Annotated in this window: 9 protein-coding genes; 3 read left to right on the top strand and 6 right to left on the bottom strand. The window is 74.3% G+C overall.

Going from position 1 to position 13,936, the window contains the following annotated elements:
* The first annotated feature begins 522 nt into the window (after positions 1-522).
* Entirely contained in the window at positions 523-1,689 is a 1,167-nt protein-coding gene (locus ACIOJE_RS33645; RefSeq protein ID WP_400781470.1) for a TolB family protein, read from the top strand.
* Positions 1,690-1,797: 108 nt separating this feature from the next.
* On the opposite strand, the gene ACIOJE_RS33640 is transcribed toward ACIOJE_RS33645, so the two are convergent.
* The 3 genes from ACIOJE_RS33640 to ACIOJE_RS33630 form a co-directional block, all read right to left on the bottom strand.
* The gene (locus ACIOJE_RS33640; RefSeq protein ID WP_400781467.1) at positions 1,798-3,003 is read right to left on the bottom strand and encodes a hypothetical protein; all 1,206 of its coding nucleotides are present in this window, start codon (positions 3,001-3,003) and stop codon (positions 1,798-1,800) included.
* Positions 3,000-5,537, bottom strand: a complete 2,538-nt coding sequence (locus ACIOJE_RS33635) for a hypothetical protein (protein WP_400781464.1) — start codon at positions 5,535-5,537, stop codon at positions 3,000-3,002. Before ACIOJE_RS33635 ends, ACIOJE_RS33640 begins: the two co-directional genes overlap by 4 nt.
* Before the next feature lie 332 nt (positions 5,538-5,869).
* Positions 5,870-7,339: a glutamate synthase subunit beta gene (locus tag ACIOJE_RS33630; RefSeq protein WP_280683526.1), complete on the bottom strand. Its 1,470-nt coding sequence runs from the start codon at positions 7,337-7,339 to the stop codon at positions 5,870-5,872.
* Between the two features lie 373 nt (positions 7,340-7,712).
* On the opposite strand from ACIOJE_RS33630, the gene ACIOJE_RS33625 reads away from it, so the two are divergent.
* Positions 7,713-8,393 (top strand): response regulator transcription factor, encoded by a 681-nt coding sequence (locus tag ACIOJE_RS33625; RefSeq protein ID WP_280683524.1) that lies wholly within the window; start codon positions 7,713-7,715, stop codon positions 8,391-8,393.
* Positions 8,390-9,793, top strand: coding sequence for a HAMP domain-containing sensor histidine kinase (locus ACIOJE_RS33620; RefSeq protein ID WP_280683522.1), 1,404 nt, complete (start codon positions 8,390-8,392; stop codon positions 9,791-9,793). The genes ACIOJE_RS33625 and ACIOJE_RS33620 overlap by 4 nt, the downstream gene beginning before the upstream one ends.
* A gap of 77 nt (positions 9,794-9,870) precedes the next feature.
* Here ACIOJE_RS33620 and efeB read toward each other — a convergent pair whose 3' ends face one another.
* The 3 genes from efeB to ACIOJE_RS33605 all read right to left on the bottom strand — a co-directional run bounded on the left by efeB (position 9,871) and on the right by ACIOJE_RS33605 (position 13,823).
* Complete coding sequence (gene efeB / locus ACIOJE_RS33615) at positions 9,871-11,199, bottom strand: iron uptake transporter deferrochelatase/peroxidase subunit (protein WP_400781461.1); 1,329 nt, start codon at positions 11,197-11,199, stop codon at positions 9,871-9,873.
* Positions 11,199-13,262, bottom strand: coding sequence for an iron uptake transporter permease EfeU (efeU, locus tag ACIOJE_RS33610; RefSeq protein WP_400781459.1), 2,064 nt, complete (start codon positions 13,260-13,262; stop codon positions 11,199-11,201). The genes efeB and efeU overlap by 1 nt, the downstream gene beginning before the upstream one ends.
* A 237-nt stretch (positions 13,263-13,499) precedes the next feature.
* On the bottom strand, positions 13,500-13,823 hold the full coding sequence (locus tag ACIOJE_RS33605; protein ID WP_400781456.1) for a hypothetical protein: 324 nt from the start codon (positions 13,821-13,823) through the stop codon (positions 13,500-13,502).
* Positions 13,824-13,936: the final 113 nt, after the last annotated feature.

Raw genomic sequence — 13,936 nt, 5'->3', positions numbered from 1 at the left:
ATCCTCCGGTGCCTCGCCGGCGTCGAGGCGAGCACCGGCCCTGACCTCGCGCTGTCGCACGAGTCCGTGCGCAACGGCGTGCGCGGCCTCCCCGATCTGTTCGGCCGACTTCCGGAGCTCGAGGCGCTGCTCGTGTGACAGCGACCCGCGTCTGTGCCTGGTATGCGGCGTAAGGCGCTCCCGATTCCGCTCGGGGCCATCGTCGATGACCTGCACCGACGCGGACACGCGGACACCCATCTCGGACCGGCCAGGACACCGGAGGCGCGAACGTCATCGCGGGCGTCGCCTGGCGTGACGCGCTCGGCCCGGTGTCCGACAGACAGATCGGGATCTCGTAGGCGGCGGCATACTCCCGGGTGCTCGGCTCGAACCCGATCCTTCCCCCTCTCCCCCGGTGACGCGATTCCGCCGCTCCCGGGCGGCCACCGTTGACCGCCCGCCGCTCCCGGCGGTTGGCTCACCCCGAGCCGGCCGCCGGGGAGTTCGACGCGGCCCGGCAGAACCCAGGGGAGGGACCGGATGACCCGCACACGTTCCGTACCACGACTGCTGCGCGCGGCCGGCGCGCTGGCGGCGGCCGCGCTGGCCGCCGCCACGGTCGCGACGCCCGCCCAGGCGGACGCGCCGCGCGGCCGCACCGAGCGGGTGTCCGTCGGGCTCGGCCAGGCGCAGCCCGACGGACACTCGCAGGGCGCCGGCCTGAGCGCCGACGGCCGCTTCGCCGTCCTCACCTCGGAGGCCGCCAACCTGGTGCCCGGCGACACCAACGGCAAGTCCGACGTCTTCGTCCGCGACCTGTGGACCGGCCGGACCGAACGGGTCAACACCGGTCCGAACGGCACCCAGGCGGCCGACGGCTCCTACGACGCCGCGATCAGCGGCAACGGCCGCTACGTGGCGTTCAGTTCCTACGCCACCAACCTCACCCCCGGCGCGAACCTCGGCTTCGAGGACGTCTACGTCCACGACCGCTGGACCGGGACCACCGAGCTGGTGTCCACCGGCCACGACCCGGCCCGGACGCAGGAGGGCCGGCAGTCCGGCCATCCGTCGCTCAGCTGGGACGGCCGGTACGTCGCCTACCAGTCCAACCGCTCCGACCTGGCCCCCGGCACGGTCACCTGGACGGGTGGCAACATCTACGTCACCGACCGCTGGACCGGCGAGACCCGGGTGGCCAGCATCGGCGCGGACGGCACCGAGGCGAACGCCTCCTCCGCCTCCCCCGCGCTCAGCGCCGACGGCCGGTACGCCGTCTACTCCGCCCTGGTCTCGCACGGCGACGGCCCCTGGGCGCACCACTTCGAGGTCTACGTCCGCGATCTGGCGGCGGGCACCGAGACCCTGGTCAGCGTCGGGCTCCCCGGGACCACGACCACCGGCGACTCCTACGACGGGCAGATCACCGCCGACGCCCGCTGGGTCTACTTCAGCTCCACCGCCGAGAACCTGGTGCCCGGGGACACCAACAACGCCCAGGACGTCTTCCGGCGCGACCTGTGGACCGGCCGCACCGAGCGGGTCAGCGTGGCGCCGGACGGCTCGCAGACCGCGGGCAGCTCGGACCGGCCGTTCGTCGACGCCCTCGGCACCTCGGTGCTGTTCACCTCCGCGGACGGCACCCTCGTCCCCGGCGACACCAACCACGTCACCGACGTCTTCCTCCGCCACCTGCCGCTACTCTGACCCACGGCCGGCCTGACCCGCGCCCCGGCCGGCTTGACCCGCCCCACGCACCCCGCGCCGCGCCCGGTCGGGCCCGCCCCGCACACCCCGGGGCGGGCCCGGCCACGTTCAGCGGGCCGGCATCAAGTACCCCAACTGCGAGACCGCCGGCCACAGTTCGTCCGCGAGCCGGGCCGCACCGGCCACCGCGCCGACGAACACCTCGGGCGCACTCGCCGCGGCCACCAGCCCGCCCTTGGCCACCCCCGCCAGCCCGGCGACCAGCCCCGCCCCGGCCGCCGCCCAGACGCCCAGCGCGAGCAGCGCGCCCACGCCCAGCCCGGCCAGGAACAGCTCGCCCTCCCGGGTGAACAGCCGCCGGTCGCGCTGCACCGCGGTCGCCAGTTCGGGGAGCAGCGCCGGCCCGAGCGACCGGGCGCGCAGCCGGGCCGCGATCAGGTGGAGCATCGCCTCGCGGATCTTGTCGGGCAGTTGCACCGACTTCAGCGACACCCGGTGGATGTGGTACAGGACCAGCCCGTCGTAGCCGGGGCGCCCGTTCGCGGGCCGCGGGTAGTCCCGGAGGTCCACCCGGTTCGTGGGCCAGTAGCAGATCCAGTCGACGTAGGTGTCCCCGTTCACCTCGGTGACGTTGAGCGGCATCGGCAGCACCATCAGCCCCGCGCCGAGCCGCCAGTCGGTGCCCGCGCAGACCACCGTGTCGGGCAGTTGCCGGACGGCGGTCTGCTGCATGACAGCCAGCCGGTTCCCGATCATCCGTCCGCACGGGTCCCGCAACACCGAGATCTTGCCCTGGAGTTCGCGGTAGGTGTCGAGGGCGCCGTCCTCGGTGCCGACCTCCAGGGCCTCCAGCCGCAGCTCCGGGACGTGGTTCTGGATGCCGAGCATGTCGGGCTTGAGTGCCCCGCCGGGGGTGAGCTCGCGGATCGCCTTGACCAGCTTGACCGCCGGGGTGCTCTTGTCCTTGAGCATCCGGGTGATCGCTTCGACCTTCGCCACCGGGAAGGTGTTGCGCAGGTCCTCCGAGAGCACCTGGAGCACCATGCGCAGCACCGGATCCGGCGGCTGCGGGGTGAGCCTGGCGTACGGCAGAGCGTCCTGCGGGTTCAGCTGGTCCCGGCGGGGCGTGCCCCACCACTCGCCGAGCCGGTCGAGCTGGAAGGTCACCCAGGTCGCGCCGGGGCGGGCCTCGAAGTCCGACCCGAAGTGATGGCGGACCCACAGCTCCGCGGCCAGGTACTCGAAGACCGTCGGCGGCTCCTCGCGCGGGCGGCCCAGCAGCCGGCAGGCGTCCTCGTCGCGCAGGAAGCTCACGCCATGTCCTTGAGCGGGCTGCTGACGGCGATGTCGGTGCCGGAGGTCGGGGTGTACTCGTTCCACTCGGCGATCAGGGTGCCCCGTCGGCCCGGGCGGCGGACGGGGAACGGCGTCAGGGTGCCGTCGTGCCGGTGGGTGAGGCCGGCCAGCAGCAGGTGCCGGCCGTCGTCCGGTACCCGCACCACCCGGGCGGTCTCCTGGATCCGGCGGTCGTCGTACTCGTCGACGACCACGACGGTGTCCGCCTCGAAGCCCGCACTGGACGCCACCGGCACCAGGACCGGCGCTCCCCCGGCGGCCGGTTCGACCACGGCGGCGCAGGTGGTCACCGCCTCGTCCTCCAGCAGTAGCGCGCTGCTGCCCGGGTTGGCCGGCGGGATGCCCGGGTAGTTCCGGTCGTCGTAGGCGGCGATCTCCCGGGCGATCGTCAGGTACGGATGGTCGGCGGGCAGCGGGGCGCCGTGGAAGCCACCCTCGGCGAAGCGCACCCAGGCCTCTTCCCAGCCCTTGCGCACGGTGAGCACCACCCGGGCGCTGCCCGCGCGCAGGAAGGCCTGCCGGTTGGCGTCGGGGTGGGTGATCCGGCTGACGAAGGCCCAGGCGGCGGGCGCGTCCCAGAAGTACGAGTAGAGGAAGGTGACGACGTTCTCCCACTCGATGGCCTGGTTGATGAAGGCCACCTCCGCCTCGTGCCCGAGCACCACCGCCCAGGCCGCGGCGCCCACCCCGACCCCGCCGGTGTCGTCGCCGGGAAAGCCGGCACCGTGGCGCAGCCGGCCGGGGTCCGCGGCGACGGAGGCCCTGAACGCATCCACCACCTCCTGCGGCATCACGTGGTAGTCCACGCCGAGCAGGAAGCGCAGCACGCCCTTCATGACCTCGTCGCTCTCCTCGCGCCGGAGCGTGAGGGTGTCCACGCCGTTCAGCCGGTCCCGCAGGGCGGCGGCGCGGGCGGCGAGGTCCTGCTGTTCGGCGTAGTACTTGGTCTGGGCGGCGTTGAACAGGGCCGACCAGACGCCGTTCTGCCACTGCCGCCGGGCCTCGTCGGTGGGTTCGACGACGGCGGTGAGGCTGAGCCAGGTCTGCCGGTTGTTGACCAGGTGGAGGCTCACCACGGACGGCCCGCCCGCGTGCTGCAGCAGCCCGCCGTTGGCCGGGTCGGCGAGATCGACCGGGCCGTGGGAGCCGAACGGCTCGTTCCACTCGGGGATGGTGCTGCCGAGCACCTTGAGGTTGTAGTGGTAGTCGCCGGTGCGGCTCTCGGAGGCGAACTGGAACCAGAGGTTCTTGATCCAGTACCCGTCCGGGATGGTGAGCGGCGGCGCGTCGTAGATGCCCGCGCCGTCGTTGTTCGGCGCGGTGGCGGAGACGTGGACGTCCGGGTGCGGGCCGGGGGCGAGCGACACCACGGCGCCGTACCGCTCGGCGAGCACCAGGTAGTGCGGCTGGCTCTCGCCGGCGCGGATCTCCTCGGTGATGTCCGAGTGCGGGACGTCGAACTGGAAGGGGCCCAGCTTCGACTCCAGCGCGTCGAGTTCGGCGTACGCCTCGCGCAGCGCACCGGCCGGTTCGGGGATCGCCAGGTCGTAGGTGAGGCGCAGCCCGGAGCGGTACAGCCGGACCCGCCACTTGCGCATCATGCTGAAGTAGTCGATCCGGATCGGGTCGGTGGGGCTGGCGTTCTTCAGCGTGCGGGTGGTGGTCTCCGAGGAGCCGGTCACGGTGGTCGTCGTGATGGTGACCTTGTGCTCCTGCTTGGTGCGCGAGGACGCCTTCTGGGTGACGGTGGTCGCGTGCTTGCGGCTGTCGGTGGCGGACTGGGAGTCGGAGCTCTGGCTGGTCATGCCGGAGGTGGCGGAGCCGGAGATCAGCGGGATCCCGCCGGAGACGGTGCCGGTGACGTTGAACTGGTTGCTGTGCTGGAGCTGGTTGGTGGTGGACTGGGCGAGTTCGGTGTTGTCGGTGACGCCGGTCTCGCTGACGTTCTCCAGCGAGTCGGTGACGATCGAGCTGAACTCCTTGGTGGTGACGGACCACTCCTTCTGGGAGACGGCGGTCTCCTCCAGCGGCGCGAGCGGGATGGTGGCGACGAGTTCGCCCCGCTCGATGCCGGCCGGGGCCATCTCCAGGCGCTCCAGGTTCATCATGCCGATCGGCGTGACCGCCGCGTTGCGGTCGTAGGCGGCGTTCGCGGCGGCGGCCCGGACGGCCAGCGCCAGGCCCTGCTCGGTGCCCGTGGCGCGGCGCACCCGCTCCAGCGCCTCGCCGAAGGCGCGCAGCGCGGTCCCGTCGACGGCCGCGAGGGCGGCGGTGCGCAGCGGACGCTCGGCGGGGTCGGCAGCCGTGGCGGCGAGCAGTTCCCAGGGCAGATCGACTGCCAACTGCTCGCGGACGGCGGCCACTTCGCCGGATCGCAGGTCGAGCCCGCGCAGGTAGGCGTGCCGGGCGAAGGCGGGGCCGTACTGCGGGGTGTCCACCCGCAGCGGGACGAGGGTGGCCTTCGGGATGCCGCGGGCCGAGTGGTCGAGCACCGGCGGCTGGCCGTCCGACCACGGCGGGGTCGGCGGTGCGGGCGGCGTCGCTGGCGCGGGCTGAGCGGGTGACGCGGGCTGAGCGGCTGGCGTCGGCGCTGTCGGCTGTGCGGGTGTCCCCGGGACTTGGTCTGGCATGGCGGTCCCCTCCGTCCGTCTGCTGCCCCGGGCCCTACCCGGGGCCGCTCCGGGGACGCGCCGTGACCGAACGGCTCGCGGGGCGCGCCGGGTTGTGCGGAGGTGCGGCACGGCTGCCGGGCCCGCCCGAGCGCCCTCGCCGCGGCGGACACGCCCGCTCGACGCCGCCGGGTTGACCGCCTGCCCCCGGGGCCTCAGAGCGTGAGTGCCCGCGCCGACGCCCCGATCGGCGCGGGGAGTTCGGTGTCGCCGCGCAGGTAGCGGTCCACCGCCGCGGCCGCCGCCCGCCCCTCGGCGATCGCCCACACGATCAGCGACTGCCCGCGCCCGGCGTCCCCGGCGACGAAGACGCCCGGCGCGTCGGTGGCGAAGCCGTCATCCCTGGCCAGGGCCCCGTCCGGGCCGGTGGCGAGGCCGAGCTGGGTGATCAGCCCCTGGTCCGGCTCCGGGCCGGTGAAGCCCAGTGCGAGCAGCGCCAGCTCCGCCGGGATGCTCCGCTCGGTGCCGGCCCGGGGGCTGCGGTCGGCCGGTTCGGCCTCGGCGAAGCCGACGGCGGCCAGTCGGCCGTCCGGGCCGGGCTCGAAGCCGACCGTGGTCGCCGCGAACACCCGGGGCCCGGCCTCCGCGGCTCCCGATTCCTCGTGCGAGGTGGTCTCCCGGTACACCTTCGGGTGGACCGGCCAGGGCTGCCCGGGCGCACGGCCGGCGGGCGGGCGCGGGTTGATGTCGAGCTGGGTGACGGACGCCGCGCCCTGGCGCAGCGCCGTCCCCAGGCAGTCCGCCGCGGTGTCCCCGCCGCCGACGATCACCACGTGCCGGCCCTCGGCGGACACCGGCGGGGCCGCGAGGTCGCCCTCGTCCACCCGGTTCGCCCAGGTCAGGTAGTCGATCGCCTGGTGCACCCCGGACAGCCCGCGGCCGGGCACCGGCAGCTCCCGGCAGGCGGCCGCGCCGACCGCCACCACCAGCGCGTCGCACCCGGCCCGCAGTTCCCCGGCCGCGACGTCCCGGCCGACGCACACCCCGGTGCGGAAGGCGGTGCCCTCGGCCCGCATCTGGTCCAGCCGCCGGTCCAGCCGGTGCTTCTCCAGCCGGAACGGCGGGATCCCGTAGCGCAGCAGACCGCCGGGCCGGTCGGCCCGCTCGTAGACCGTGGTGGCGTACCCGGCCCGGGTCAGCTGCTGCGCGGCGGCCAGCCCGGCCGGGCCCGAGCCGACCACCGCCACCCGCCGCCCGTCGGCCCGTTCGGGCGGCTGCGGCAGGTCCCAGCCCTGCTCCCAGGCCCGGTCGGTGATCGCCAGCTCCACGTTCTTGATCGTCACCGCCGCGCCGTCGATCGCCAGCACGCACGCGCTCTCGCAGGGCGCCGGGCAGAGCCGCCCGGTGAACTCGGGGAAGTTGTTGGTCGCCAGCAGCCGGGCGGCCGCGGCCCGCCAGTCGGCATCCGCCACCAGCCGGTTCCACTCCGGTACCAGGTTCCCCAGCGGGCAGGCGCTGTGGCAGAACGGCAGGCCGCAGTCCATGCACCGGCCCGCCTGCCCGCCCACGACCGGCAGCAGCGCCCCCGGCCGGTACACCTCGCGCCAGTCCCCCAGCCGCTCCTGCGCGTCCCGCCGCTCGCGCTCCGCGCGCGCGGTGGTGAGGAAAGCCATCCGGTCTGCCATCGCGGCCTCCGGCAGGGGCGTGCCGACATGGACCCGGCGGCACGCCCGGCGGACACGCCACCGTGTGGCCACCGTACGCCCCCGCCCGACCCGGCGGAAGTCGGCCGGGAGAGGTCCTGGTCAAGCGGGCGGGGGCAGGCCGTGCCCCGAGCCGGACGGCCGGATCCGGGCGGTGCCGCCGACCGAGTCACCCGACCCCGCGCACGCCGGGTTCCTCGGCGCCGGCGTCCAGTTCCTCGCCCTGCCGGAGCCGCGCGCCCGCCGCGCCGACACCGCCCGGACACCCGACCGCCGCTACGCCGGCCCCGGCCGTCCCCGGCCAATCCCTGACCCGCCGGAAACCGTCGTGGGCACGCCAGGGAGAATCAGAGCCATGACCCACACCGTGCTGATCGCCGAGGACGACCGGGCCATCCGCGACTCCCTCAGCCGCGCCCTCCAACTGGAGGGGTACCGGGTGAGCACCGCAGCGGACGGCGCCCAGACCCTGGCCGTCCTCAGCGAGCAGCGCCCGGATCTCCTGGTCCTGGACGTGATGATGCCCGGCCCGGACGGCCTGGAGGTCTGCCGCCGCCTGCGCGCCGACGGCGACCGCACCCCGGTCCTGATGCTCACCGCCCGGGTCGAGGTCCCGGACCGGATCGCCGGCCTCGACGCCGGGGCCGACGACTACCTGGTCAAGCCCTTCGACGTGGACGAGCTGTTCGCCCGCCTGCGCGCCCTGCTGCGCCGCAACCCGCCCGGGCCCGTCGCGGACGTCCTCACCGTGGCCGACCTGCGGGTCGAACCGCACGCCCGCCGGGCCTGGCGGGCCGGCCGGGAGCTGGAACTGTCCCGCACCGAGTTCGACCTGCTGGAGCTGCTGGCCCGGCACGCGGGCGCAGTGCTCGACCAGGCCACGGTCTACGAGCAGATCTGGGGCTACGACTTCGGCCCGGGCTCGAAGAACCTCGCGGTGTTCATCGGCTACCTGCGTCGCAAGCTGGACCGGCCCGGCCTCACGCCGCTGATCCACACCGTCCGCGGCGTCGGCTACACGCTGCGCGAGTCGTGACCGGCCCGGGCCGGCTGTGGCTGCTGCGGCGGCCGCGGCTGCTGTGGCCGCGCCCGGGTCTGCGCACCACCGTCTCGCTGGCCTTCGCCGCGATGGCCGCCCTGGTCGCGGTACTGATCGGCGCGCTCGGCTACCACTCCGCCGCCCGGCTGATCCGGGACGACGAGGCCGCCGACTTCACCGCGGCCGTCCAGGCGGTGCACCAGCAGGTCGGCCGGGAGAACCTGTTCCCCGGCGACTTCAACGGCACGGGCGGCCTGAGCGAGGAACTGCTGCGCCCGATCCGGGTCACCTCGCAGGCCCTCGGCCCCGATGGGGAGTTGCTGCCCGGTACCGTCCGGATCGACCTCCGGCCGACCCCGGACGACCGCGCTCTCGCCCGCTCCGACGCTCCCGGGCAGACCTCGACCGGGCTGCGGCACGTGCGCGGCGACACCTACCGGGTGGCGGTGATCGCGCTCGGCGGCGGCCGCGGTGCGGTCCAGATCGCCCAGCAGCTCGGCCCCACCGAGCACCTGCTGGCGACGCTCCGACTCCGGACGGCGGCCTCGGTGGCGGCGGTCGCGGTGCTCGCGGGCGGGGCCGGCTGGCTGCTCGCCCGGCGGATCACCGGCCGACTGGTCCGGCTCACCGACGCGGCCGAACTGGTCGCCGCCAGCGGGCGGTTGGACGTCCCGGTGCCGGCCGCCGGGACGGACGAGGTCGGCCGGCTCGGCCGGGCCTTCGACCGGATGCTGGGCCGGCTCGCCACGGCCAAGGAGAACCAGCGCCGGCTCGTCCAGGACGCCGGGCACGAGCTGCGCACCCCGCTGACCAGCCTGCGCACCAACCTGTCGGTGCTGCCCAGCCTGGACCGCCTGCCGCCCGCCGAACAGACCGCGCTGATGGCCGATCTGGCCGAGGAGGCCAGGGAGTTGACGCTGCTGGTGGAGGAGCTGGTGTCCCTCGCCGCGGAGCGGAAGGCGGACGAGCAGCCGACCGAGCTGGTGCTGGCCGAGCTGGTCCGCGAGGCCGCCGCGCAGGCCCGGCGGCGCAGCGGCCGGGAGATCACCGTGGACGCCGACGACACCGTGGTCAGCGCCCGCCCGGACGCACTCGCCCGGGCGGTGGGCAACCTGCTGGACAACGCCGCCAAGTTCGACCCGGCCGGGACGGCCCCGATCGAGGTGGTGGTGCGCGGCCGCCGGGTCGAGGTGCGCGACTGCGGGCCGGGGATCGACGAGGCCGACCTCGCCCGGGTCTTCGACCGCTTCTACCGGGCCACCGCCGCGCGCAGCCTGCCCGGTTCGGGGCTTGGTCTGGCCATCGTGTACGAGGTCGCCCGCTCGCACGGCGGCTCGGCCTTCGCCGCCAACCGGGACGGCGGCGGCGCGGTGATCGGCTTCACCCTCGGTTCCTGACCCGCGACGCCGACGGGCCCCGGTGCGCCCGGCACCGGGACCCGCTGTCACCTCGGTCGGCGTCACACCCGTAGGCGTCACACCGCCGCGAGCAGCCCCCGTCCGAGCCAGTCGGCGTTGTCCTTCACGCCCGGCAGGACGAAGAAGTAGCCGCCGCCGGTCGGCGAGATGTAGTCGACCAGCGGCTCGTCGATGAGCCGGGTCTGGGTGGCCTCGAACTGCCGCACCACGTCCTGCTGGTAGCAGCAGAACACCAGGCCCATGTCCAGGTTGCCGGCCTTGTCGACACCCCGGTCGTAGTTGAAGCCGCGACGCAGGATGCGCGAGCTGTCGGTGTCGGCGGTGCGCGGGTTGGCGAGCCGGATGTGCGCCTTGAGCGGGATCGCCTTGCCGTCCGGGTCCTTGCCGTAGTCCGGCGCGTCGGTCTCCTGGTGGCCGTCCAGCGGGGCGCCGGTGTCGCGGCGGCGGCCGAACATCTTCTCCTGCTCGGCGAGGGTGACGCGGTCCCAGAACTCGATCAGCATCCGGATGATCCGGATCACCTGGTAGCTGCCGCCGGTGGCCCAGGCGGGCTCGCCGATCCCGTCGGTGACCCAGATCAGCCGGTCCATCTCGCGGGCGGAGGTGGTGTCCGGGTTGACGATGCCGTCCTTGAAGCCGAGCAGGTTGCGCTGGGCGCCGTCCGGGCGGGACTGGTTCTGGAAGCCGTCGATCCGCCAGAGGATCTGCATCGCACCGCGGGTGTGCCGGGTGAGGTCGCGCAGCGCGTGCAGCACGGTGTCCTGCCGGTCGGCGCATATCTGCAGCGAGAGGTCGCCGTGGAGTTCGGCGGCCTGCAGGTTGTCGTTGGGGAAGGTCTTCATCGGGGCCAGCTTGGTCGGCTTGGCCTTGGCCAGCCCGTACCGGTCGTCGAACAGCGAGGCGCCGACGCCGACCGTGACGGTCAGGTTGTCGGTGGGCACGGTGGGGCCGAGGATGCCGCTGTCGGCGGGCGGGGCGCCGACGCCGAGGTCGGGCGGGGTGCCGCCGGCGGTGAGGAAGCGGATGCGCTCGGTCAGGGTCCTGAGGAGATCCTCCAGCGCCTTGCGGTCCTGGGCGATCACCTGGCAGGAGATGAAGGCCGCGTAGCCCGGGGCCGGGGTGGTGACGCCGGCCTGGTGGTCGCCGTGGAACGGGACGGCCCCGCTCTTCGCCTGGTGGCTGTCCCCCGCGGCGGCCGGATCGGCGGCCAGGGTGAAGGCCCCGCCGGCGATCACGGCGGCACCGGCGCCGGCGCCGAGCGCGGCCCGGACGAAGCTGCGGCGGGCCGGGCCGGCCGGGCAGCCGCCCTCGGCGGCGGCCGGGGCGGGCGCCGCGGCGTGCGGGAACGGGCAGGAGCCTCCGGTGGCAGCGGTGTGGTCGGTCATCAGGCGGCCTTCCGGATCTCGAGCAGGGCGGGGATGGGGGCGAGGTCTTCGAGCAGTTCGCCGGTGGCGCCGTCGAGCTGGCGGCGGGCATCGGCGGGGATCTGCTCCAGCGGGGTCCAGCCCGCGGGCCCGTGGGCGGCGGCGACCAGGTCGCCGACCCGCTTCATCCCGGCGTTGACCCGGGTGAGCAGCTGCGGATCACGCTCGTCGAGCAGCGGCTGCAGGACGGTCAGCAGTTCCTGGGTGCCGACCAGGTTGGCCTGGGTGGTGGCCAGGTTGGTGCCGCTGCCCTGGTCGGTGTCGCCGGTCAGCTCGAACTGGAGGGTGTTCTCCAGGATCTCGTGGGCGCGCAGCGGGAGGTCGCCGGGGTCGAAGTCCTGGCCGGGGAAGTCCTGCCCCAGCTTGGCGACGTCGGCGGTCAGCTGGTCGGCGACGGGCGTCAGGTCGGCGGCGGACTGGCCGTGCCAGAGGCCGTACTCCAGGCGCAGGAAGCCGGTGAAGTCCTTGTCCTGGATCTTGTCGGCGAGACCGTCGGGGCGGCCGTCGATCCTGCCGTCGAGGTCGGCGAAGGTGCCGTAGGCGGCGCCGAGCGAGGCGTACTGGAGGTGGGCGGTGAGCCAGTCGGCCCTGGCGGTGGCGAGGTCGCCGCCGTGGACGTCGGCCTGGAGCTTCTGGGTCTGGGTCAGCAGGGTCGCCAGGCCCTTGTTGACGTAGTCCTTGTAGGTGTCGAGCGGGCCCTTGAGGTCGTCCTCGGCGACCGGCTTGACGGCCTTGACCTCGCCGCCGCCGGTGACGTGCACGGAGGCCGAGGTGACGGACTTGCCGCCGGTGGGCACGCAGCGCCAGGCGTAGTCGCCGGAGCCTATGGTCGCGGTCAGCGCGCGGGTGGTGCCGGGGGCCAGGCCCTCGATCTCGCCGTAGACGGCGCCGCTGGCCGGGTTGACCAGGTAGACCTCGGAGACCTTGTCGCCGGTGTTGTGCATCTGGAACACCTGCTGGCCGGGCACCGGGGTGGTGAAGCCCTTGCCGCACTCCTGCTCGGAGACGGAGACGGTGGCGGTGCTGTCCTGCTTGCCGCCGCTGACCGCGATCACGGCCCCGGCCACCACGACCGGCACCGCGACCAGCGCGGTCGGCAGGACCCAGCGCGGCCGCCCGGAGCGGACCGGCTCGGCCTGCCCACCCGTCTCGGCCGGCTCCGCCGTCGCCGCTGTCCCCGCCGTCGCCGTCCCGGCGGCCGGAGCGGCCTTGCCGCCGCGGACGCCCTCGACGAACAGCGTCATCACGATGCACAGGTAGACGAGGTAGCCGACGACCTGCAGGACCGTCATGGTGACGGTCAGGTTGAGGGTGCCCTGCACCAGCGTGGCGTACCAGGAGGAGGCGTCCAGATGGGCGCTCAGGTCGAAGGCGTACGAGCCGGCGCCGCCGACCAGTCCGGACTCCTGCAGGTCGCGCAGCCCGTAGCCGAGCACACCCGCCGCGACCACGATCAGGCCGGCACCGGTGATGGTGAAGAACCGGGTGAGGTTCATCTTCAGCGCGCGCCGGTACAGGCCCCAGCAGAGTCCGGCCGAGAGCACCAGCCCGACGGCCGCGCCGATCAGCGGCCCGGTGGACTCCCCGGCGGTGCGCACGTTGGTCCACAGGAAGAGGGAGGTCTCCAGGCCTTCGCGGCCGACGGCGAGGAAGCTGGTGAGCACCAGCGCCCCGGCACCCATCGCCAGCGAGGCCTGGACCTTCTCCTTCAGCTCGGCGGAGAGGGTGCGCGCCGAGCGCCGCATCCAGAACACCATCGCGGTGACGAAGCCGACCGCGATCAGGCTCAGCACCCCGCCGAACGCCTCCTGGGCGTGGCCGGAGAGGTTGGCGGCGGTGAAGGTGAGCACCGCGCCGAAGCTCAGGCTGAGCGCGATGGCCGCCGCGACGCCGGTCCACACCTGCGGCAACCGGGCCTTCTGGCCGAACCGGACGAGCGTGGCGACCAGGATCGACACGATCAGTCCGGCTTCCAGGCCTTCACGTAGCCCGATCAGAAAGCTGGGAAACGCCTCATCCCACATGCAGCGGGCTCCTCCCCCGGTCACCCCGGGTCGTACCTGTTCTCTGCGGCCCGCCGCGGGTGACGGCGGAGCGGCACAGCCGAACGCCCCGGACACGGTGGCCCAGGGCGCTTCGGCTTAGCTTAGGCAAACCTTAGAGCCGCCGTGGTCAACTGCACCCCCCGTTCAGGTAAGGGTTCGGTATGAGGGTTGCCAAGCGGCCCGCCGACCCGGCGGGCCTCCGCCGCGAGGCATGAACTACCCCCACCACTGCTCGGGCGCCGCCCCCGGCTCCGCCGCCACCGCCACCGGTTCGGCGGCGGGCGTCACCAGCAGCTCGCCGTCGTCCGTCTCGGCGACCCGGTAGCCGCACTCGCGCAGCACGACGGCGGCCGCGCCGCTGACCGCCTCTCGCGCTCCCCGGGAGGGCGGCCCGTCCGCCCCCTCCCCCGGTGCCCAGCCGACCGCCACCCCCTCCCGGCGACGGCCGATCCGCAGCCGGGACGGGCCCGGTGCGGTGTCGAACCCGGCGCGGGCGAGGGCCGCGGTGACGTCCTCGAAGAGTTCAGGGTGATCCACCATTGGCGCAGCGTAGGGCCGGGGTCGCGCGACCTCCGGACACGGCGCGCGCCGAAACGATTCAGCGGCACCCGGCCGCAGCACCACCGCCCGTCCGGGCGGCCGAACGGACGTCA

It is taken from the genome of Kitasatospora sp. NPDC087861, from assembly GCF_044742585.1.
In the GTDB taxonomy this organism is placed as follows: domain Bacteria; phylum Actinomycetota; class Actinomycetes; order Streptomycetales; family Streptomycetaceae; genus Kitasatospora.
This window is presented reverse-complemented; position numbering and strand designations above follow the sequence as displayed.